Origin of the sequence: Lentisalinibacter salinarum, assembly GCF_040706555.1 — a bacterium.
GTDB lineage: Bacteria > Pseudomonadota > Gammaproteobacteria > Steroidobacterales > Woeseiaceae > Lentisalinibacter > Lentisalinibacter salinarum.
Genome location: NZ_JAPDRH010000002.1, coordinates 915,781 through 936,325 on the forward strand (window position 1 = coordinate 915,781; position 20,545 = coordinate 936,325).

At 58.3% G+C, this 20,545-nt stretch carries 19 protein-coding genes; 10 read left to right on the forward strand and 9 right to left on the reverse strand.

Annotated features, from left to right (window positions below; translation table 11 throughout):
- Nucleotides 1-600: 600 nt before the first annotated feature.
- On the reverse strand, nt 601-1,092 hold the full coding sequence (locus tag ACJMKZ_RS07255) for a deoxycytidylate deaminase (protein ID WP_405232520.1): 492 nt from the start codon (nt 1,090-1,092) through the stop codon (nt 601-603).
- 33 nt (nt 1,093-1,125) lie between these two features.
- Between ACJMKZ_RS07255 and ACJMKZ_RS07260 the strand changes: the two genes are divergently transcribed.
- The 5 genes from ACJMKZ_RS07260 (at nt 1,126) to ACJMKZ_RS07280 (ending at nt 9,750) form a co-directional block, all read left to right on the forward strand.
- Entirely contained in the window at nt 1,126-1,908 is a 783-nt protein-coding gene (locus tag ACJMKZ_RS07260) for a dCTP deaminase domain-containing protein (RefSeq protein ID WP_405232521.1), read from the forward strand.
- A gap of 582 nt (nt 1,909-2,490) precedes the next feature.
- Nucleotides 2,491-4,035 (forward strand): ATP-binding protein, encoded by a 1,545-nt coding sequence (locus ACJMKZ_RS07265; RefSeq protein ID WP_405232522.1) that lies wholly within the window; start codon nt 2,491-2,493, stop codon nt 4,033-4,035.
- Nucleotides 4,025-6,742, forward strand: a complete 2,718-nt coding sequence (locus ACJMKZ_RS07270) for a Z1 domain-containing protein (protein ID WP_405232523.1) — start codon at nt 4,025-4,027, stop codon at nt 6,740-6,742. Before ACJMKZ_RS07265 ends, ACJMKZ_RS07270 begins: the two co-directional genes overlap by 11 nt.
- Nucleotides 6,732-7,706, forward strand: coding sequence for a PD-(D/E)XK motif protein (locus ACJMKZ_RS07275; RefSeq protein ID WP_405232524.1), 975 nt, complete (start codon nt 6,732-6,734; stop codon nt 7,704-7,706). The genes ACJMKZ_RS07270 and ACJMKZ_RS07275 overlap by 11 nt, the downstream gene beginning before the upstream one ends.
- Nucleotides 7,696-9,750: an AIPR family protein gene (locus ACJMKZ_RS07280; RefSeq protein ID WP_405232525.1), complete on the forward strand. Its 2,055-nt coding sequence runs from the start codon at nt 7,696-7,698 to the stop codon at nt 9,748-9,750. The genes ACJMKZ_RS07275 and ACJMKZ_RS07280 overlap by 11 nt, the downstream gene beginning before the upstream one ends.
- Nucleotides 9,751-9,755: 5 nt before the next feature.
- Here the strand turns inward: ACJMKZ_RS07280 and ACJMKZ_RS07285 are convergent, their stop codons facing one another.
- On the reverse strand, nt 9,756-10,223 hold the full coding sequence (locus ACJMKZ_RS07285; protein WP_405232526.1) for a very short patch repair endonuclease: 468 nt from the start codon (nt 10,221-10,223) through the stop codon (nt 9,756-9,758).
- Between the two features lie 413 nt (nt 10,224-10,636).
- Here ACJMKZ_RS07285 and ACJMKZ_RS07290 point away from each other — a divergent pair, with 413 nt between their 5' ends.
- Nucleotides 10,637-11,824 carry a DNA cytosine methyltransferase gene (locus ACJMKZ_RS07290; protein ID WP_405233154.1) on the forward strand — a complete coding sequence of 396 codons (1,188 nt, stop codon included), beginning with the start codon at nt 10,637-10,639 and terminating at the stop codon, nt 11,822-11,824.
- A gap of 55 nt (nt 11,825-11,879) precedes the next feature.
- Here ACJMKZ_RS07290 and ACJMKZ_RS07295 read toward each other — a convergent pair whose 3' ends face one another.
- A complete protein-coding gene (locus ACJMKZ_RS07295; protein WP_405232527.1) occupies nt 11,880-13,382 on the reverse strand; it encodes an FAD-dependent oxidoreductase in 1,503 nt (500 codons plus the stop codon).
- 177 nt (nt 13,383-13,559) lie between these two features.
- On the opposite strand from ACJMKZ_RS07295, the gene ACJMKZ_RS07300 reads away from it, so the two are divergent.
- From ACJMKZ_RS07300 to ACJMKZ_RS07310, 3 genes are all read left to right on the forward strand, one after another.
- Entirely contained in the window at nt 13,560-13,757 is a 198-nt protein-coding gene (locus ACJMKZ_RS07300) for a hypothetical protein (RefSeq protein ID WP_405232528.1), read from the forward strand.
- Nucleotides 13,754-14,065 carry a type II toxin-antitoxin system RelE/ParE family toxin gene (locus ACJMKZ_RS07305; protein ID WP_405232529.1) on the forward strand — a complete coding sequence of 104 codons (312 nt, stop codon included), beginning with the start codon at nt 13,754-13,756 and terminating at the stop codon, nt 14,063-14,065. The genes ACJMKZ_RS07300 and ACJMKZ_RS07305 overlap by 4 nt, the downstream gene beginning before the upstream one ends.
- 110 nt (nt 14,066-14,175) lie before the next feature.
- The gene (locus tag ACJMKZ_RS07310) at nt 14,176-14,445 is read left to right on the forward strand and encodes a helix-turn-helix domain-containing protein (RefSeq protein WP_405232530.1); all 270 of its coding nucleotides are present in this window, start codon (nt 14,176-14,178) and stop codon (nt 14,443-14,445) included.
- Nucleotides 14,446-14,503: 58 nt separating this feature from the next.
- On the opposite strand, the gene ACJMKZ_RS07315 is transcribed toward ACJMKZ_RS07310, so the two are convergent.
- The 3 genes from ACJMKZ_RS07315 to ACJMKZ_RS07325 all read right to left on the reverse strand — a co-directional run bounded on the left by ACJMKZ_RS07315 (nt 14,504) and on the right by ACJMKZ_RS07325 (nt 15,384).
- Nucleotides 14,504-14,716 carry a type II toxin-antitoxin system HicB family antitoxin gene (locus tag ACJMKZ_RS07315; RefSeq protein WP_405232531.1) on the reverse strand — a complete coding sequence of 71 codons (213 nt, stop codon included), beginning with the start codon at nt 14,714-14,716 and terminating at the stop codon, nt 14,504-14,506.
- Between the two features lie 66 nt (nt 14,717-14,782).
- On the reverse strand, nt 14,783-15,082 hold the full coding sequence (locus ACJMKZ_RS07320; RefSeq protein ID WP_405232532.1) for a HigA family addiction module antitoxin: 300 nt from the start codon (nt 15,080-15,082) through the stop codon (nt 14,783-14,785).
- Nucleotides 15,083-15,096: 14 nt separating this feature from the next.
- Nucleotides 15,097-15,384, reverse strand: coding sequence for a type II toxin-antitoxin system RelE/ParE family toxin (locus tag ACJMKZ_RS07325; protein WP_405232533.1), 288 nt, complete (start codon nt 15,382-15,384; stop codon nt 15,097-15,099).
- A 305-nt stretch (nt 15,385-15,689) separates the two neighbouring features.
- Between ACJMKZ_RS07325 and ACJMKZ_RS07330 the strand changes: the two genes are divergently transcribed.
- Complete coding sequence (locus ACJMKZ_RS07330; protein ID WP_405232534.1) at nt 15,690-16,979, forward strand: pectin acetylesterase-family hydrolase; 1,290 nt, start codon at nt 15,690-15,692, stop codon at nt 16,977-16,979.
- An 85-nt stretch (nt 16,980-17,064) separates the two neighbouring features.
- On the opposite strand, the gene ACJMKZ_RS07335 is transcribed toward ACJMKZ_RS07330, so the two are convergent.
- The 3 genes from ACJMKZ_RS07335 to ACJMKZ_RS07345 form a co-directional block, all read right to left on the reverse strand.
- Entirely contained in the window at nt 17,065-17,559 is a 495-nt protein-coding gene (locus ACJMKZ_RS07335; protein ID WP_405232535.1) for a hypothetical protein, read from the reverse strand.
- Between the two features lie 74 nt (nt 17,560-17,633).
- On the reverse strand, nt 17,634-18,485 hold the full coding sequence (locus ACJMKZ_RS07340) for a hypothetical protein (protein ID WP_405232536.1): 852 nt from the start codon (nt 18,483-18,485) through the stop codon (nt 17,634-17,636).
- A 135-nt stretch (nt 18,486-18,620) separates the two neighbouring features.
- Nucleotides 18,621-20,489 carry a tetratricopeptide repeat protein gene (locus tag ACJMKZ_RS07345; protein WP_405232537.1) on the reverse strand — a complete coding sequence of 623 codons (1,869 nt, stop codon included), beginning with the start codon at nt 20,487-20,489 and terminating at the stop codon, nt 18,621-18,623.
- Between the last annotated feature and the right edge of the window lie 56 nt (nt 20,490-20,545).

Here is a 20,545-nt window from a genome sequence, read left to right on the forward strand (position 1 = left end):
GGCTTGAAGGCCTTCCTCCGAAACATCGCCTACGAAAATGCCGATATCGGCGATGAGGAAAACCCCTTCTGGCGGACCGGGGATCTGCAGATCTGTGCGGTGGGGCAGGCAGGGCTTCTGACTAGACTGACTACCAGAAGGTTGAGGGTGTCGGAGGATTCAGTTACCGCGACCAGGGATGCTTTCGGGCGGGCGTCAGCGGATGGAGGGGGATGACGAGGAAGGAATTTTTGGATCGCAGCTCGGCTAGATAGATGTTGACAGTGATAGGACCGTCTTCGCGTTTTTAACGGGGGCTGATAGCCACGACGCGATGATAACGGAGCGGCGCACACTCTTGGAGAGTTTCGTCCACAACGTTCAAGTTCTTCCTTGATCAGCGTCAATCACCTTGAATGAGCATCTCAGCACAACACAGCGTCTTGTTCGTACCTCTCAGTCATCCGCGAGAATACCAATCTGGTAGCTTCATCATCGACCGATGCCTCGTCAACTAACCGGACCTAGTCTCCAAGCTCTCTTCAGCTGCTTTCTTCTTACCTACTACCTCACAATAGCCAAAATGCTCAGCCTCAATAGCTACTCTTGCGCGGAATGGATCTAACCTTCGGCGGAGTCGGCAGCTGGTAAGTACCGCACCGTCACGTCACTCAATCGAAAGAGCTGCAATGCAAATCTCTGCGACTGCATCCAACCGGCCTCTTTGGAAAACCCTGTTGGTACTACGATTCTCTCGATACCCGAATAAACTATGGCCCGTGCGCAGTCACTGCACGGAAACCGAGTGCAATAAATAGTCGCTCCTTTGAGGCTCTCCCCCGCTAATGCCCCATCGTGAATCGCGCATCTCTCAGCGTGCTCCAGGAAGTGATACCGCTCCTCAGCAATAGCCGAACGTATCTTGTACGATCCACGTATCGAAGGTGGCAAACGATTGGCTGATTTCGCCAAAATACGCCCGTCACGAAAGATCACAGCCCCAACCGCTGCACGGGTATCGACTCGCGCTTTGGGATCGTCGGTTTTCTGCGCTTCTGCCCAAGCCATTTTCAAAAGGGCAGTATCTTGCGCAGTAATTGAGTGGAAGTTCACGCTACAACTCTAGGCTTTTGCAAGGGGAAGAATATGCGTCTACTCACCAAGGACGAGCTACACGAGAAAGGGATCATCCAAGACGGTTCTGAAATAGTCTGCAAACAATCGCCCGGGTACCGGGACAGCACTTATGATGCCACAATTGGGACGATCATAACGCCGTCAGGGGAAAGGGAAACTGATCGCTATCTGTTACCGCCGCGCGGCATAGTCTGGTTGATATCCCAAGAGCAGTTCCACTTACCCGACAACGTAACGGGGATAACAACTCTAAGAACGACATGGACCAAGAAGGGCCTATTGACACTTACAGTGGGTATGGTCGATCCTGGTTATGAAGGTCCACTCTCCACTGCGGTGATCAACTTCAGTAACACGAATTTCACCATTGAGAAAGGCGATCACTTCTTCAGGACGGTCTTCTTCGAGCATAAAGGAACAACGGCTCAAGGAGCCAAGAAGACTGTTAGCGGATATAAATCTGAGGTTTTGCAGAGCAGACACGTTTTCTCTAGCTCTTTCTTGAATATTGGATCTCTAGCAAATGAAATCGCACCTGCAATCTTCGGGATGCCACGTTTGGCTGCTTTTGTAACGATAATTGGATCCGGCTTGGCCGTCTTAGTAGCCCTTTTCGCTCTAATCCTCCCGCCGGTCATGGATATTGCGAAAGGCATATCCGCGGATGAAGCTAAGCTTCAAGAGCTGGAGATCCGTATGGACTATCTGGAAGAGCGGTTGGCCAGAGAAATTGCGCCTAGTGAAGAGCTGAAGAGGGATAGCGGAGAAAATATTCAAGAGTCCACCGAATAGGTGAGTAATGCACCAAGTGTTCTCTACTCACCCAGTAGGGTCTAAGCTCAGCCAGCAGAAGGCCAAGCAATCCCTGCGTCGAAATAGAATAGAGCTCATTAGTTGCATCGAGTTGGTCTAACACAACGCCGAAACGTCGCAGAGTTGCCGGCTTTCTCCGGTCAGGTGACCCACCCCTACAGGCCATCATTGCCGAAGGGTGTGAATGGGCCTTCGGCCGCACGCGGGATATCCTCGACGAGAGTCTCCTCGGGCGGCTAATCGAATGGCTATTTGACATGGTCTGGCGCGGCGGCCAAGTGACCTGAGGCCACCAGAGCTGGCCGTCTCTGCCAGTGCCGCTTGAGAATTCCGTTTGAAATGTTGAGCATGCGGGTAAGGCTCCCGAAAAATCTCCACCGTCTAAAGCTCAAGAGACGGTGCTGTGGAGATCGTCCCAGATCCTTCCACCACAAATGTGACGAAGCGCAAGATCCTCCGTAACATATTCGTTTACTATCCATACGTTGTATTCGGGCTGGCCTCAGTCGGAAGCATGCTACCCACCCGACTATGCTGCGAACGATGTGGCACGAAGGATCGATGAGCGACGCATCCAAGGCAGAGATGCCCAATTCGCAAGCGGAGCTAGCACCGCCCAATCCTGCGGCGCTCGTCAACTCGCTCAGAGCGTTTGGTTACAGCCTAACAACCGCTGTAGCCGACTTGGTCGATAACAGCATCACCGCGAAAGCCAACAGAGTAGACATTCGGTTTGAATGGAACTCGGGGCAGCCAAGAATCTCGATTTCGGACAATGGCCATGGCATGACGCCGGTCGAATTAGTTGATGCCCTACGGCTCGGCGCGGTCAACCCTTGTCTTGAGAGGGATCTCGATGATCTTGGGCGATTCGGCCTTGGCCTGAAGACGGCGTCATTCTCTCAGGCTCGGCGCCTGATCGTTGCCACAAGATCAGCAACTGACGAACTGGTATCCCGGTGCTGGGACCTTGATCACATAGAAGCAACCAATGAGTGGCGGCTACTTCGTGGGGATTCCTACTTGACACCAGCGGATATGGCTCATCTGCCTCCGGGCGCCACAGGCACCTTGGTAGTGCTTGAGAAGCTGGACAACATGTTCTCAGGCTCTGCCTCAGAGAAAGTCCGGAAAAAAGAGTTTCTAAGCCAAGCCGACGAAGTCTCAAGTTATCTCGGTACCGTCTTTCATCGCTTCCTGTCAAAGCCTAAAGAACTTACGATCACAATCAACCCGGAGGTAACAGGTTCCCAGCCGATTGAGCCGTGGGATCCGTTCCTGGCGAAACATCCCAAGACGCAATTACTTCCGGATGAACACCTGCGTATTGACGAAGGAATGGTACATATTGAGCCTTACATTCTCCCTCATCAAAGCGGCTTTGCCTCCGTGGCTGCACACCGGACTGCCGGAGGGATTAAGGGATGGAACGCGCAACAAGGATTTTACATCTATCGCAATCGGCGATTGCTTGTCTCAGGATCTTGGCTCGGATTGGGCTTCCGCCAAGAAGAGCATTACAAACTTGCCCGAATCAAGCTCGATATCTCTAATCGACAGGATCACCTCTGGGACATCGACGTTCGCAAGTCTCGCGCTCAACCTCCAATCGCGATCAGAGATGACTTACGGCGAATTGCTAAACGGGCGAGAAGGCAAGCGAAAGATGTCTATGGACATCGCGGAAAAATAATCGCATCACCATCCAGGCGAAAGGCGGTCCTGCTGTGGCAGCCGCAAAAGAAAGCCGAGAAGATCTCGTACCGTATCAATCGAAAGTACCCGCTCGTCGAGGAGCTCCATGAAATGCTTGACAGGACGGGAAGGGACACCTTGCAGAAACTCTTGACGCTCGTCGAAGAGAGCATCCCGGTAAACAAGATCTACTTTAATGAAGTGGAAACGCCCGAGTGCCATAGGCTTCCGTTCGAGGGTGAAAGGGACCCGGAACTCTTGCAAACCGCCCGGCTTCTGGTCCAGCACTACCGAGAGCGGTACGGGCACTCGCATACGGACGCTATTCAATTACTCCTCGCAGTAGAACCATTTGATCAGCATGACTATCTTGCCGAGACATTAATGGCCGAGGTGGAAGATGGAGCTTGAGGCAGTCGCGCGAATAGCGATAGACCTCGCCCGCGCCGAGGAGGACCCTATATCGCTCGAGACACTGCAGACCAAGGTCGACCAGCTACTCCTGAGCCCTGCCTTCGGTCATCTCGAGCCGGACAGAGTCGTCAAAATCGCGCGGTCGATGATCAATGTCACAGTGCCAGACGACACAGAAATACTGGCGGATGCTGACACGAGCTACAGACCCTGGGTCGCCACGCGATTCGCAGAAGCAGAAAAACAATACTGGAAGCGCTATTACACTTTCCTCGCAGAGAAACGCGGGCTTCCTCTATCAGCATTGCGCAAGCTGGACGTATCCACCGACCGTGTTCTGGACCTTCTGCGTGACCCTAAAGACACCAATGATTGGGATCGACGTGGACTGATTGTTGGTGACGTTCAGTCAGGGAAGACGGCAAACTACATTGGCCTTATATGCAAGGCAATCGATGCCGGCTACAAACTCATCGTAATTCTTGCTGGGGCCCATAACAATCTCCGCGCGCAAACCCAGATCCGCATCGACGAGGGTGTCCTCGGATTTGACACCCGCTACGCGAGAAACCTCGAACAAGAAAGCGCTAGAAGCCAGAAGATCGGTGTAGGGAACCTGCCCCCCAAACACATTCGCCCTGTCGTAAACAGCCTGACAACCAGCAACGATAATGGTGATTTTCGGAAATCCGCGGTTGAAGGTACCTTAATAGGGCTCGGGGGAGACCCGAATATCCTTTGCATCAAGAAGAACAAAAGCATACTGGAAAACCTCATTGTGTGGCTGCGGACCTTCGCTGACCCGCTGTCCGACGGGTCGCGGGTGGTTCGCGATGCGCCTTTGCTTTTGATCGACGACGAAGCTGACTATGCCTCTGTTAACACTGCTGACTATGTCGACGAGAATGGCAACGTCATCCCGGACCGTGACCCAACGGCAATCAACAAGAAAATTCGAGAAATCCTGGGTCTTTTCAGCCGTTCGGCTTACGTCGGATATACGGCTACTCCGTTTGCAAACATCTTCATCCACAACGAGACAAAGGAGGCGATAGCGAAGGAGGATCTTTTTCCGCGCAGCTTTATCCGGAATGTCCACCCACCAAGCAACTATATCGGCGCGGAGCGGTTCTTCGGGCTAGGAAACGGCGGCGATCAGGACGACGACCTTGTCCAGATCGCATATGTACATGACGCACAGACGATTTTCCCGCCAAAACACAAAAAGGATCTCGTTGTTAGGTCCTTACCGGCCTCTCTTAAGGAAGCCATCCTCGACTTCTTCCTGGCGTGCTCAATAAGGGCTGGCCGCGGTCAGATTTCTGCGCATAACTCTATGCTCATTCACGTAACGCGGTTTACGGATGTGCAGCATCAAGTCTATGAGCTAGTGCATGAATTCGTACTCGAATGCATTCAATCGATTCGATATGACAGCGATTCAACCCTCCGCGCACAGTTGAGACGGAAATACGATGACAAGTTCCGCCGTGAGTGCCGGTCCGCCGCTGCACTCCTGGACCTCGAGGACTGTGAAGATCTCGAATGGGCTATTGTCGATTCCCATCTACTGCCTGCTATAGAGAAGATAGAAACTCGCGAAATCAATGGATCCGCCGGAGACGTGCTCGACTATCTGGATCACACAGATGGACTGAACGTAATTGCCGTCGGGGGAGACAAGCTTTCTCGCGGCTTAACGCTCGAGGGCCTGACGGTCAGTTACTTTCTGCGTGCCTCGAAGATGTACGACACGCTACTCCAGATGGGTCGTTGGTTCGGGTACCGAAATGGCTACGCAGACGTTTGTCGACTGTACACAACACCGAGCTTGGTTGGCTGGTTCCAGCACGTCGCTGGCGCAATGGCAAAATTGCGAGACGAATTCGACCGTATGGCGGCTATCAAGGCGACTCCAGAAGACTTCGGCTTACGAGTCGCAACTCACCCCGATGGCATGATGATTACAGGTCCAGCCAAGATGCGTGCCGCGAAAGAGCATAAAGCGGGTTACAACAATACCACCGCGATTTCGACAACTTTCGATTGCACGGACGATGTCGTTCTTCAGAACTTTCGTCATACCGAGGACTTCATTCATAAACGTCAGGCCTCCTCTGAGACTCGGTCGGGACTGACGCTGTGGTTGGACCAGAGCGGACGTGAAGTCAGCCGCTTTCTCGACAATCTCACCGTACCGCCCACGGTAGTAACATCAAACACAAGCCTGATTGCTCAATACATCAACGAGATGGTTCGAGCAGAGGGTGAACTGACGGAGTGGACAATTGCGCTTGCCACCGGTGGTCGCGGCAGGGCCTTCGAAATAGCCGGCATCAATACGAACCTCACAAAACGCGTCAACATCAATACCAATGACTATCGGTCCGCGGACGGGCGCTACACGGTCAAAACCGTTTTGAGCCCAACACATGAAATGGTCGACTTGACCGAGAGTCAGATCGTATCCGCCAAAGCGGAGGCTGGCACAGAGGGAACACCCTCAGCGCCCTACATCCGGGCTCAGCGGAATCCTGCGACGGGCCTGCTTATTATTTACCCGATCGAGGCGGAAGACCTGCAAGTACCGCTTATCGGCTTCGTGGTGAGCTTCCCGAATTCAAGGAACGGCCATCAGATCGCTTTCCGGGTCAACAAGGTATTCGAACAGAACTACATGCAGGACATGTTTGATGTGGACTGACGTAATAACGCTGTGGGACCAGCTGCGCAAAGAGGCGGAGGACACCGGCCAATCGCTTGAGCGGCTGGTCAGGGCGGATTGCGACGTAGAGGTGCTTCTTCAGAAGGGTCCTCGTGACTTCGCTGTACGAATAGCTACGGTCTTCCCGGAAAACTGGGAAAGGATGGCGACGATACCACAGTGCATGCGGGCATCCATTTCCGACCATGCCCCAAACAGGGGCCTACGCCTCAGGGTAAGAGATCCGGACTTCGAGGAGATTTTTGTCTGGTTCACCCAGGACCTGGCAAACCACCTCTACGATGCCAAGTCTCAGACAGCGCCAGAAACTGTTGAGGAGGTCCTAGGGAAATGGTCCGCTGCGTTCAGAACATCAGCCGCTGAAGGTCTTAGCCGTCAGGCGCAACAAGGCCTTTTCGCCGAGCTGCTATTCCTCGACCGGATTCTCCTTGAAGACTATCCAGAATCGGCGGTTTCAGGCTGGAACAGCCAGCACAGCACGCATGATTTCCAGATTGGCGATCGTGCGTGGGAAGTCAAATCTTTCGCGGGCCGACGGTTAGAAGTCAGAATCTCGGGCGAGGACCAACTGGACGCGACTGGTCTCGCGGAACTCTTCTTAACTGTAATCGCGCTACGAATCGACGAACAGGTCGGAATTTCGGTCGACGAGCTGGTTGATAAACTTACTGATCGGCTGGGCGCTAATAGGGAAGCGTTGTTGGCGTTTCGCACTGGGTTAGCCAAGTACGGTTATATTGATCAGTCGTCAATCGTGGATATGTTCTTTTTCACGCCCAAGACACTATCCCAATACTGCGTTACGGATTCATTCCCCAAGCTCACACGCAGCGATCTGCCAAGCTCAATTCACGATGTTCGATACAAGTTGTCGCTGAGCGCGTTGGAGGAATTTCTCGCGGGACCATTAATCGATTTCAAAGAAGCGAGTGATGGACGATAAGGAGCTAATCGAACAGTTCTACGTCGATTTGTGCCAGACCGTAATGGCAGAGGCCGATGCACAAGACGACGGCCTACTTCGTTCAGAGGCGTTTACTGAATGGGCGATTCATGAGCTGGCAGAGCTTGGGGAAATTGAAGGTGGGTCCCAATGTTTCATTCGCAAATCCGGCATAGAGGCATCGGGTTTCTATCTGAGTGACGACCTGTCAAGGCTCGAGATCTTCACGACTCGCGCTCGATTGAATGGCGATAGATATACGTTGCCCAAGAGCGAAGTGGCGACTGCTCTAAGGCGCGCGAAGAGCTTCGTTGTTGCTTCTGTAGCAGACCTATACCGTAAAGTAGAGGAGTCATCCGAAGCATTTGATATGGCGCTCTCTATTCGACAAGCATGGCCTTCAATAGAAATTGTAAAAATTCATCTGTTTTCGGATGGGGATACGAAAGTAGCCGAGCTACCACCCGAAGAGCTCGATGGTCGGGAGGTCATCAGTAATATTTGGGATTTGACCCGCCTTTATAGAAGTACGGCTTCTGGCGCCCATAGCTCATATCTGGAGGTCAATGTAGTCGATGTTTGCGGCGAGCCTTTTCGCATGTTCAAGGTGCAGGAACAAAGCGAACGCTATGACTGTTACGTAGGCGCAATAAACGGGCGTGCGCTTCTCAATCTGTACCGCAAATTCGGGCCGAGACTTCTTGAACGAAACGTGCGCACCTTTCTCCAGGCTCGCGGCAAGGTCAACAAGGGCATTCGCGCGACGTTAAATGAAGAGCCGGAGATGTTCGTTGCGTACAATAATGGACTCTCAGCGACCTGTACACGCTGCGACTACGACGAGCTTGATCATGACGTCGTATTGATCCGCAAATTGCACGAATTACAAATTGTTAATGGTGGACAGACGACAGGCTCTATTTTCAATACGTGGAAGAAAGACAAGGTCGATGTTGACGAAGTCTGGGTTCCTATCAAAATCACCGAGATCCTGAACCCCAACGACGTTGACATGATTGCTCCGTTAATCTCTGAGTATTCGAACACTCAGAATCGGGTCACAACAGCAGACTTCTCTTCCAACGATCCGTTTCACGTTGAACTCGAGAAACTCTCTCGTCGGATCTGGGCACCAGCAGTAGATGGATCCCAGAAGCAAACCCGCTGGTTCTACGAGCGTTCGCGTGGCCAATACATGGACCAGCTTTCGCGTGCAGAGACACCGGCACGCAAGCGTGTGTTTCGGGCCGAGAATCCGTCTACCCAGCGGTTCGCGAAAACCGACGTTGCAAAGTTTGAACATACTTGGCAACAGCTACCGCATTTGGTGAGCCGTGGTGCGCAAAAGAACTTTGCGGAGTTCATGCAGCGGCGAGAAGAGCAAGGCGCTGGTATTCCCGATGAGTCCATATTCAAGCGACTGGTCGCTAAAGCAATCCTGTTCAAGCAGGCGGACAAGATCGTTCGCGCGCAGCAATTCGGTGGCTACAAGGCCAATATCGTCACATATACGTTGGCTTGGTTAAGTCACCACACTGCCCAGAGGATCGATCTTGAGAGAGTCTGGGAAGAGCAAAGGCTATCACCACCCCTCGCACAGGCGATTGAAGTGATCTCGCCATATGTCTTCGATCATATCTCTAAGCCACCAGGGCAGCAGAATGTGACCGAATACTGCAAAAAAGAGGCATGCTGGAAAGCCGTTCGGGCGCTCAATCTCCCGATACCGCAGTCACTGCAGGCGGACCTCCTACCCATGGCCGGTAGTCGGACGGTGACACGAAAGGTCGCTGATCAAGCGGAAGCTTATGGAAACGAGGACGAATTGATTGAGGAGGTAGCGAAGATCACCTCGGAGGAATGGTTCGCTATCGCGAACTGGGCCAAGATAACTGAAAACCTGCAGCCGTGGCAGCGGAGCCTGTCCTTTTCGCTCGGGAAGCTGGCGAACCGCGACAGAAGGCCAACCTACAAGCAGGCCAAACAAGGTCGAATCCTGCGGGAGAAAGCGTATGAGCTCGGTTTCGTCCTGACCGAAGCCTGACCAGGTCAAGTCTGAGAAGATCCCTCACCAATTATCTCGCCCTCCGTGTTAGAGGACGTTAGCCAGATCGATATAGCCTCGAGAACGCTCTCGAGACCCATTGCGCCTGAACCCTTCAGAGCGCACTCCCAAATGGTCAACACGCGCCAGCCCATTTCTTGAAGCCGCGCTTTCTGCGTATTGTCTCTCCGGCGGTTTCCCTCAATCTTCGCTTTCCAAAAGTCGGGGCGAGTTGACGGCCACCTGAACAACTGGCACTCATGTCCATGCCAGAAGCAGCCATTAACGAGAATCACCGCATTGTATTTTGGCAGTACAATATCGGGTTTGCCGGGGAGACGCTTGTCATGCACGCGAAAACGGAAGCCATTCTGATGCAGTCCGGAGCGAATAGCCAACTCGGGTTTGGTGTTCTTCCCGCGGATGCCAGACATCATGCGTGACCGGGTGGTCTTGTCAACAACATCTGGCATGGGACTTTTTTGACCTGGACTTGCCTGTGCTACCTGGTAGATTTGGCTTTTCTGGTCTCATACCTACAGCGATGCAAAAAAGATACACAGTAATTGATCTTTTCGCTGGCCCCGGAGGTTTGGGGGAGGGCTTCTCGCGATTTGTCTCCTCGGAGGGGAATAATCCTTTCCACATCGCCCTCTCGGTTGAAAAGGAACGGAGTGCACATAAGACTCTGGAGCTCCGCGCATTTTTCCGACAGTTTAAAATGGCACCTCCCGAGTATTACGACTACATCCGTGGCACGATAAGTCGTGGCGAATTGTTTTCCACCTACCCCAGTCAGGCCAAGAGCGCTCAAACTGAGACGATGGGCGGTCCTTTGGCGCTTGGCAATTCGGCTGACGACGACGTTATCTATCATCGCCTGCGCATGCTCCGTCAAACGGGGGAAGCGTTTATCGTCATCGGCGGCCCGCCTTGCCAAGCCTACTCACTCGTAGGGCGTGCGCGCAATCAAGGAGTGGCTGGATACAGACCCGAGGAGGACGAACGGCATTTCCTATATCGGGAATATCTCAGAGTTCTTGACACGGTCCAGCCTGAGATCTTCGTTATGGAGAACGTCAAGGGAATTCTCTCGTCGTCCGTTGGCGGAAGTCGTCTGTTTCCCAGACTCTGTGACGACCTTCGGCGCCCAGGCAGCGCGTTGGGCAAGCGGCGTGGACCAAAATATGAGATCCACTCACTAGTCTGCAATTCAGATCCTGAAGGGAAGCCAGAGATCAGCCGATCGGATTACGTTATCAGGAGTGAAAGTTACGGTATCCCGCAAACGCGCCACCGCGTAATTCTTTTGGGGGTTCGGCGGGACCTCCGCGTTGAACCAGGCAAGCTTTTTCCTTCGTCAGTCGTCAACGCAGGTGACGTACTCGCAGATCTCCCAAGACTTCGTAGTGGACTGTCGCGACAGGAGGACTCCTTTTCGGAGTGGCGACGTACGGTCGAGTCCGCCGGTCGCTTGGTGTCCCGGGAACTCGCACGGTTTGACTTTGATATCGATGCGATAAGGAGAGTGACAGACTTGGACCCTATGCCGAAGCGGCGTGGTGCGCGCTTTGTGGCGAGCCGGCGGAAGTACCGGGGACCGAGGGCGCTTGAATGGTGGTATAAGGACAAAGAGCTCGGTGGCTTTGCGAATCATGAGACAAGAGGACATGTCGTTGGCGATCTTGCCCGGTATCTATTCTGTTCAGCCTTCACGTGCTTGAATGGAGGCGAGAATCTACGCTCCCAAGGATTTCCGGGCTCTTTGAAGCCGAATCACAGGAATTGGCAGTCTGGCAAGTTTGCAGATCGATTCAAGGTGCAGGCGCGCAACAAACCTAGCAGCACTGTAACTAGTCACATATCCAAAGACGGCCACTACTACATTCATTACGAGCCGTCTCAATGTCGTAGTTTGACCGTACGAGAAGCCGCCAGGCTCCAAACTTTTCCCGACAACTACTTTTTCGAGGGGAATCGGACTCAGCAGTACGTTCAGGTCGGGAATGCAGTGCCGCCATTTCTTGCGTATCAGATAGCGAGGATAGTCCATGAGACTCTTGGATGTGTTTGAGGAACTAGTTCGGCCTGCTCTGAATACCTTGTTCTGACGAGGAGCTACTTGATCATCATCGAATGACCCTCTCCCCCAACAACCTCCCAAACGTCACTGCCGGCGTCACCAGCATCCCGTTCGTATAAGCATTCCCCGACGTAGCCCCGGCCCCGATCACCTCCCCCACGGCATAGAGATTCGCCACGGCCTCCCCTGACCGCTTCACCACCCTGAGATCCGCATCCACCGCCAATCCCGCGAAGGAGACCACCGTCCACCCCTGCAGCCGCACCGCGTAGAACGGCGGCTTCGCAATCGGCAGCGGCCGGTGCTCGCGGCCGAGCGGATCGGGCTTGCCCGCCGCCAGCGCGCGGTTGTAGGTGTCCACGGTCTCGGTCAGCGCCGCAGGTGAGAGGCCGGTGGCTGCGGCGAGTTCGCCCACGGTCTCGCCGCGGAACATCATCGGATGGTCGCTCGTCGCCTCGCGCATGCGTTCGCGGGTCCAGTCGTCGAAGAGCGGCGGTGCCTGGTCGAGTATCTCGTCGTCGAACACGGCCCAGTGGGTCTCGCCGGGCTGGCGTCCCACCGCCACCTCGATGTGATGGATGCTCGGGTGGTCCTCGCGCACGAAGCGCCGTCCGTCCGCGTTCACCACGACTTCCCAGGGCGGGCGCACGGGCGGGTTCAGGACGGCGTAAGCCGAGAGCGGCGCCGGGAAGTCCGTGCTGGCCAGGACGCCGCCGGCGAGCGGCAGGTAGTGCTCGCCGCCGCGCACGTAGCCGCCGGCGGACTCTCCCAGCGTGATGCCGATACCCTGGGCGTTGTGATGGGCGATGCGGCAGCTGAGCGCCACGCCGTGCAGGGCCTCGAACATCTCCGGGTTGCCGGCGCAGCCGCCGGTGGCCAGCACCACGTTGCGGGCGCGGATGGGCCGGGGCTCGCCTTCCAGCGGGCGGGCGATGACGCCGGTGACCGCGCCGTCCGCATCCAGCATCAGTTCCTCGACGCTGGTGTTCATGAGCGTGGTCAGGCGTCCGCTGCGGATGCGCTCCTCGATGAGCGGCAGCATGGTCTCGTAGATGGACCAGCCGCCCTTCGGGCCCCACTGGTAGCGGGGCGTGCGGAAGTGCTCGTGGTCGGAGCCGGTGACCGGGTGCTCGGGCAGCACCTCGTAGCCGTGCCGGGCGAGCCAGTTGAGCGCCTCGCCCGCGTGCTCGACGAAGCGGCGCGTGAGCGCGGGGTCCGAGGTGCCGTGGTTGATGCGCATGATGTCCTCATAGTGCGCATCCGGCGAATCCTCGATGCCCTTGGCTTCCTGCCAGACGGTGTTCGCGGCGGCCACCTGGCCGGTGGAGCGGTCGAGCGTGCCGCCCAGGATGCCCGCCTTCTCGATGACCAGCACGCGCATGCGCTTGGAGGCGAAATACGCCGTGGGCATGCCGGCGGTGCCGCCGCCGACGACGATGAGATCCCAGACCTCGTCGGCCGCGGCGCGGAGGGGGTATGGGAGGAGGGTGAGGCCGAGGGCGGCTGAGGTTGAGGTGAGGAGGGTGCGGCGGGTGATGGGGGTTGGCATGGGAGGCTCGGAGTTCGTGGCTCGGCCCTAGCTTAGCAGTTGAGGTTCGGATGAGCGGAAACGCTTGGTATGCAGCGTTTTCTGCAGGAAAAGGCGGGTTTTGTGCGCTAGACACGTATCAGCGGCTGACTTAAGCTGATTCTCCACGTACGTCATCGAACTCAGGCGAGAAAAACCATGTCAACGGTCAAGGAAGCCGCCCGGGCAATCGTCGACAAGCTGCCGGAAGACGCAACCTGGGAAGATCTCATGTACGAGTTCTACGTGAAGCAGAAGATCGAGGCCGGACTGAAGGCGGCTGATGAGGGACAGACGACGCCTCATGAGGAGATCAGGAGCCGTCTGATCGGGGATGACTCTTACGACACCCGGTGAGAATCGAGTGGACGGCGCCTGCGGAGGCCGATCTCCGCGTGCTCTTCGATTACATTGCCCGCGACTCGGCCGCTTCCGCTGAGCGCTTCATCGATCGAATTCTGGAATCAGTCGGCAAGCTAGCCGACCACCCGCAGATGGGACGGAGCGTCCCCGAGACCGATTCCCGGGATATTCGGGAACTCATATTCCGAAAGAGCTACCGCATCATCTATGCGGTGAGAGACGACCGCATCCTGGTCCTGGCTATCGTGCACACGAGCCGGGATATGGAGGGAACGCTGACGAAGCCGTGGGATGTGGTGTAGTAGTAGCGGTGTTGGATCCGTTTCTCTGCTATCGCGAGCCTACGGCAATGCCGTATAATCCTGATCCGTGCGCAGTCATGTGCGGAAATGCTTTCCAGAGGAGATCGAGGATGTCGACAAAGCGTGACATTGGCGCGGAAATTCTCCAGGGCATCAAGGAACTGAAGGCGGGCAAGTCGGGACGCGTCATCAGCATCCCGCCAATTGCGGAGATTCGTGAGAAGACGGGTCTCTCGCAGTCCCGATTTGCCACGCTGCTGGGTGTGTCCGTCAGGACCCTGCAGGACTGGGAACAGGGAAGGCGGGCGCCGTCCGGGGCGGCGCGTACGCTGCTGGCGATCGCGTATCGGAATCCGCAGGCGTTGCTGGACGTGGCGTAGTGTCGCCGGCCGTCGGCAAGCTGACTCGTCCCACTAACTCACGGCCGCGGGAGTAGGTTCAGGCAGCCACCTCGACATAGTCGACGCGGCTGGACGCAGGAGGGATCGGCAGGTTGTCGGCGCGCAGGCCTTCCAGGTGAAACTCGATAGCCTCGCGGATCTGCGACTCGGTTTCCTCAACGGTCGCTCCTGTCGCGATGCATCCCGGCAGATCCGGAACGTAGGCGGAGAAATTGCCCTCAGCCGCTTCGATAACAATCGCATATCGCATTGCTGGATCACTCCCTAGGGCCGCTATCGGGTTAGCGCCAAGTTCGGTCGCCAAGCGTTCATTTTGTCAGACGGCAGCCGCTGAAGTGGCCACTTCCTTTCGAATCCGGTCACCGGAGAGTCGGCGCGCCAACTCCAGATCGTAGCGCGCCTGCAGATTGAGCCAGAATTCCGGCGAATTGCCGAAGTAGCGGGAAAGTCGGAGAGCCGTATCCGCGGTAATGGCCCGGTCGCCATTCAGTATCCCCGTGATGCGGTTCGTCGGTACTTTGAGCGCCTTCGCCAGCGCGTAGGCGGAGAGGTCGAGTTCTTCCAGGAATTCCTCCTTCAAAATCTCGCCGGGATGGATGGGGCTTCTTCTGCTCATCGCACTACTCACATTCATCGGTGATAGTCAGTGATCTCGACCCGGTACGCGTCTCCCGATCGCCAGATGAAGCACACGCGGTACTGGTTGTTGATGCGGATGCTGTACTGGCCGGCCCGATCACCGCGCAGCTTCTCGAGTCGGTTTCCCGGGGACATACGGAGATCGCGGAGATCCTTTGCAGCATCGAGAATCAAGAGCTTCCGGTGCGCCCGTCTGACAACCGACGCCGGCACGATCGGCGGACTCTTCCCCTCGAAGATCGCTCTGGTCTCGCCAGTCGCCCAAGTCTTGATTGCCAATTGCTTCTGAGTATGCGGCCGGTGATTAGTTACGTCAAGCGTAACTAATCAGCTCGATAATGGATCCGTCATGTTTGGTGCGATCCAAAAAAGTCCAGCATGCAAAAAGCGAACGGCACCAACTAGCCGCAGAAGAGGCTAAACCAGCCAGAAAGGCCGATATGCGATTCTGGACGAAAAGCTTACATAATCTTGCGTGGAGTGGTGCGCAGAGAAATTGACCGGAACACGCGCGGCTTTGATCTATACTCATCCCTCACGAACGCCGCCGAATAACAACCACTGGCGTTCAGGGGGAATCAAAAATGAAAAGAACCATCCATTCGATCCTCGTCCTGTGCCTGGCCATCGCGTCCGGGTCGGCACTGGCTGCCCCGTCCGGTCTCAACGACCAGGCCATGGACGAGCTGCGGGCGGCAGGAGTCGACAAGTACCTGGGGACGGCCCAGTCCATCACCAGTGAATACGGCGTCTGGACGAAGCACGATTTCGATCCTCAGTATTCACCGGATCCGTCCTACCCCGGTGGCTTGCGCCCGGACGGGCCGGTCTGCATCGCGGGCACGCCCTACTCCGTGTTTACCCGGCAGGGCGATCCGAAGAAGCTGCTGGTCTTCATGCAGGGCGGCGGCGCCTGCTGGCAGAACTTCCCCCGGTGCAACATCCTGGCGGAAGCACAGTCTCCGCCGGAACAAGGTCCTTTCCCGGGTGTTTTCGATCCCACCAACCCGGAAAACCCGTTCGCGGATTACTCGGTGGTCTACATGCCGTACTGCGACGGCTCCACGTTCGGCGGCGACAACGACGTGAAGGGCGACGCCGCGTTTCCGTTCGGCCCGAACCGCTATCACCGCGGACTGCGCAACCTCAGCGCGGGCATGGACGTGGCAGGGGCGATGTTCCCGAAAGCGAAGCAGATCACGGTGATGGGCCACAGTGCCGGCGGCGTCGCTGCGGCCGCGTTCGCTCCGTTCCTGGCGCGTTTCACCTTCGGCAACAACGTAAAGCTGACCGTGTACAACGACGCCGGCCCGATCGCGGTCAATCTGGGCACGCCGCCCACGCCCACCACGCCGCCGGATATTACGTGGCTGTCGGTCGCTGCGCGGGCGAATGACTGGCAGTTCCAGCAGTTCTATCCGGCCAGCTGTGTTGCCGAGGGCCTCTGCAACGCCTTCGGTCAGCAGACCGGCATCATTCACTGGCGGCTCGCCAACGACTCGACCATCCGCGAGGCGTTCTACGAGACCGACTCCGACGCCACCAACCGGTTCTTCGCCCAGGGCGACGGCACGCGGATGGATCCGGAGGAGTACCGCGAGTTGATCCTGACCGAGCACGGCGCGCTGAACGAGGCCTTCCCGAGACGCTACAAGCGCTTCATCGTGAGCGGCGACGATACCCACGGCGCCATTCAGGTGACGGCGGCCTCTCCGAACTCGCCGGCGCCGCAGCCCTTCCTGTTCTACACGCAGGAGGCCAACGGCACGAAGTTGAGCTACTGGGCCGAAGAGTTCATCCGCATCGGGCAGCGGCAGTCGCAGTTCGGCTGGAAGGACATCGTCGAAGATTACGAGGCGGTGGCGATACCGTAGCCCGGCGCGGCGAGACGGAGGCATCAGGGCGAAGAGCCACGGGGGAGCCGTCTGCTCCCCTGTGGCCCGTTTCAGCCGGATCGCGCTACAGCCCGTAGCGAACCGCTTCCATGGTCGCGCAGAAGGGTACGACGTTACCGCTCACGTCCGAGAACTGGAACCGTGAGACACCCTGGAACGTCCGCCCGTCCTGCGCCAGCTCGATGTCCGTCCGGATATCCATGATGTTCGACAGGAAGCCGTTGCCGTCGAATACCTGGAACGTATAGCGGGCCTCGTACGCACCCGGGCCGACACGCTGCCAGACACCGTGGCCCGGACTCCTTCTGGACGGCGGGCTGCGCGACCCGGTCTCACTGACCGTGCCGCCCTTGTGGAATGTGTTCAGCGCCGGGAACGGATTCTGGCCGAATGGCACCGGCGGCGTGACGGTGCAATCCGGGCCGTCCTGGCGCACGGTGACCTCCACCTGCCAGACACCGACGATGGAATGCCGGGCGGCCGGCTGACCCCGGGCGACATCCGCGGTCGGCAGCCCGAACACCGCTGCCGCACACAACAGCACTAGAACTCTGCGCATTGTCTTCTCCTTCTCTCCGGGTGAGCACGCCCGCGTCATTGCGGTGCGTGCGAAACTCCTGGTAGTGCCCGTATTCATCGGAACAGCACATAGGTGACCGCATACCGGCCGTCGTCGGCCGAGACGTAGAACACGTCGTACCAGTTATCGCGGGCTGCCAGCCCTACGTAGTCGCCGGCCCGCGAACAGCCGCCGACGGAAAGCTGCAGGTCGTAGAACCCGGAGTAGTCATCCGCCGGCGAGAACCGCCCGCCGAGTGTGCAGCCGTCTCCGCCCTCGCCGGCGAAGCTCCCGTCGGCGTTCACTGTCAGGCTGACGTCGCTCCACGAACCGGTCTCGTGGCCGGACCACGGTCCCTCCAGGTGCTGGAGCGCGGTGTCCGTGGAGCAGCGACAGTGGTTCTCGGTGAGCTCGAAGCGGCCATGATCACCGGCCGCCGTCGACCAGGTGCCCGCGACCTTCTTCCATTCCCATTCTCCCTCGTAGCCGATGATCTCCGCGGTAACCGCCACCGTGGTCACGGTGCTGCCGTCGCTCCATGTCGTATCGCTGCCGGCGTAGGCCAGCCCGACACCCCTGAAGCCGTTACCATCGAACGTGAGCGTGCCGGTGAACAGCGCGTCGCCATGCTCCCAGTTCAGGTAGTCCAGCCACATGAACCGGAAGCGTCCGTCCGGTGCAACCCAGACCGTGATCTCCTCGCCTTCGGAATCGAGGTCGACGTCATCGGCGCCGATGGCGCCGAACATCTGTGTGGTGAAACCGCCCCCCGCCGGCGGCGGGATGATGACCGGCGGCGGGTTGACGGGCGCCGGCGGCTCCCTGGCGCCGCCGCCCGACCCTCCGCAGCCGGTCAGCGCGGCCAGCGTGAGCAGCGTGAGCAGCGTGCCCGCGCCGACTGCGACGAACGAGAATCCGAACCGCATGATCTGCCCTCCTCTTCGAGGCTGTCTCACGGCCGGGAAAAGGCCCGGTCCGGAACGAAGCATCGGGCCCGGCCGGCCGGCCGGGCCATGGAGGATTCCTGCAGATTCGCTGGAGCTTTTCTGGAGGGAGGAAAATCAGTCGGTTGCGCTGTCCGTGGGCGCAATGCCGGCGCTTTCTACCAGCGCCTCGAAACGCCGATTGCCGTGCAGCGCCTCGAAACGGGTGTCACGCGTCAGGCCGATGAGATGCACGTCGCGGGCGAGGAGTGCCCGCTCGAGCCACAGCAGTGCCTCGTCGTCTTCCCCCAGACCGGCGTAGACGACCGCGATCGCGACCGGGGGCAGGTAGCGCTCCTCCGAGCGGCCGATCAGGCGCGCGAGAATCTGCCTGGCTTCCGCGTCCCGCCCGAGCCGCGCGAGCGTGTGTCCCCGGTAAGACACCGCCTTGGAGTTACCTGCGGAGAGCCGATCGGCATCGGCATAGGCACGCAATGCCGACTCGCGATCGCCGAGGGCACGGAGCGCGGAGCCGAGATGCAGGTGACCGACCCAGAACTCCGGATTCATGGCGACCGCCTGGCGCGCGAATTCCACGGCCCCGTCGGGGTCGCCGGCCTGCAACGCCACGACGGCGGAGTTCGCGTACATGAGCGGGAAGAGCGGATCCAGTTCCCGGGCCCGTCTGAGCAGGTCGCGGGCCTCGGTGTGACGCCCCTGTTCGGAGAGCACGAGACCGAGCAGCATGTGCGCGAGTGCGCTGTTCGGATCCAGTGCCACCGCACGCCGTCCGGCGGACTCCGCGGCAGGCCAGTCCCAGTCGATGAAGAAGTGCAGCGTCGCCTTCGCCTGCTGTACCTCGGCGATATCCGGGCCATGGCTCTCCGCCATGGCGAGCGCTTCGCGGGCGGCCGGTATGACCGCGGCCGGCTCCGCATCGATGGTCATCGGCGAGGTGGCGAGCGCGTGCGCGATGCCGGCCCAGGCCAGGGCGTAGGCAGGGTCCCGCGACACCGCCTGTCGATAGAAACCGAGTGCCTGTTCCACGGCGCTGGGCGAAAACCGCGACCAGGCATAACGCCCTTTCAGATAGAACTCGTACGCTTCGGGATTCTGCGTCTGTCGGCGATCGAGGGCCGCCGCGACCTCCGGCGACAGTCGCTGGCGGACCTGTTCGGCGATCGCCACGGCGAGTTCGCGCTGCAGACCGAGGACATTGGTGAGCTCGCGGTCGAACGACGCCGTCCAGAGCTGCTCGCCGTCCGCGGTCCGCAGTAACCGGGACGTCAGCCGGATGCGCGGTCGCTCCAGCCGGAGCGAGCTGGTCACCACGTAGTCCACGCCGAGTTCCTCGCCGATCGCCTCCAGCGAGAGCCCCTCTCTCACGAACGCCTGCGCCGAAACCACGCCGACGACGCTCAGCTCCGGCAGGTCGATCTGCGCGAGCGAGGTGGTGGTCTCCTCGGTGAGTCCCGAGGCGAGATAGGCGAGCGACTCCTCACCGGTGAGGTTGTCGAAGGGAAGCACTGCGATTCGTGTCGCGGCTGACCCGGTGCCGAACGACTGCCAGGCCAGGTAGCCGGCTACGACGGCGACCAGCAGCACGAGGGCGGCGACCGGCCACGCGATCCGGCGTCTCGGGACGACCGGAGACGCGACGGACCCGGCGGGCGGTCCGGGAGCGGGTTCCGGGCCGGTGACCGGCGCTACGAACCGGTAGCCCCGTCCGGACACGGTCTCGATGAAGCGTGGCGTATCGGCGGTATCGCCGAGCGCATGGCGCACCTTGCGCACGAGCGTATTGACGCCGGAGTCGAAGTCGATGACGACATTCGACGGCCACAGCGCGGCAACGATGTCGTCGCGGGTGACCACGCGACCGGCTCGAGTGACCAGCATCACGAGCAACCCGAAGGGACGGCGCTCCAGGTGGACGGGCTCTCCGCGCAGGCGCAGCTGCTGGGCTTCGAGATCCAGCTCGAACTCGCCAAACCGATACGTCTGCATCGACATCCCGGCACCGTCCGGCACCTGCGCCGGCAGCCGATGGTAGCACCGGGAGC

What these genes read in the sequence shown, in the direction of transcription:
- ACJMKZ_RS07260 (WP_405232521.1), top strand. Translation starts at nt 1,126, where the DNA reads ATGCGTCTACTCACCAAGGACGAGCTACACGAGAAAGGGATCATCCAA.
- ACJMKZ_RS07265 (WP_405232522.1), top strand. Translation starts at nt 2,491, where the DNA reads ATGAGCGACGCATCCAAGGCAGAGATGCCCAATTCGCAAGCGGAGCTA.
- ACJMKZ_RS07270 (WP_405232523.1), top strand. Translation starts at nt 4,025, where the DNA reads ATGGAGCTTGAGGCAGTCGCGCGAATAGCGATAGACCTCGCCCGCGCC.
- ACJMKZ_RS07275 (WP_405232524.1), top strand. Translation starts at nt 6,732, where the DNA reads ATGTGGACTGACGTAATAACGCTGTGGGACCAGCTGCGCAAAGAGGCG.
- ACJMKZ_RS07280 (WP_405232525.1), top strand. Translation starts at nt 7,696, where the DNA reads ATGGACGATAAGGAGCTAATCGAACAGTTCTACGTCGATTTGTGCCAG.
- ACJMKZ_RS07285 (WP_405232526.1), bottom strand. Translation starts at nt 10,223, where the DNA reads ATGCCAGATGTTGTTGACAAGACCACCCGGTCACGCATGATGTCTGGC.
- ACJMKZ_RS07290 (WP_405233154.1), top strand. Translation starts at nt 10,637, where the DNA reads ATGCTCCGTCAAACGGGGGAAGCGTTTATCGTCATCGGCGGCCCGCCT.
- ACJMKZ_RS07295 (WP_405232527.1), bottom strand. Translation starts at nt 13,382, where the DNA reads ATGCCAACCCCCATCACCCGCCGCACCCTCCTCACCTCAACCTCAGCC.
- ACJMKZ_RS07300 (WP_405232528.1), top strand. Translation starts at nt 13,560, where the DNA reads ATGTCAACGGTCAAGGAAGCCGCCCGGGCAATCGTCGACAAGCTGCCG.
- ACJMKZ_RS07310 (WP_405232530.1), top strand. Translation starts at nt 14,176, where the DNA reads ATGTCGACAAAGCGTGACATTGGCGCGGAAATTCTCCAGGGCATCAAG.
- ACJMKZ_RS07315 (WP_405232531.1), bottom strand. Translation starts at nt 14,716, where the DNA reads ATGCGATATGCGATTGTTATCGAAGCGGCTGAGGGCAATTTCTCCGCC.
- ACJMKZ_RS07320 (WP_405232532.1), bottom strand. Translation starts at nt 15,082, where the DNA reads ATGAGCAGAAGAAGCCCCATCCATCCCGGCGAGATTTTGAAGGAGGAA.
- ACJMKZ_RS07330 (WP_405232534.1), top strand. Translation starts at nt 15,690, where the DNA reads ATGAAAAGAACCATCCATTCGATCCTCGTCCTGTGCCTGGCCATCGCG.
- ACJMKZ_RS07335 (WP_405232535.1), bottom strand. Translation starts at nt 17,559, where the DNA reads ATGCGCAGAGTTCTAGTGCTGTTGTGTGCGGCAGCGGTGTTCGGGCTG.
- ACJMKZ_RS07340 (WP_405232536.1), bottom strand. Translation starts at nt 18,485, where the DNA reads ATGCGGTTCGGATTCTCGTTCGTCGCAGTCGGCGCGGGCACGCTGCTC.
- ACJMKZ_RS07345 (WP_405232537.1), bottom strand. Translation starts at nt 20,489, where the DNA reads ATGCAGACGTATCGGTTTGGCGAGTTCGAGCTGGATCTCGAAGCCCAG.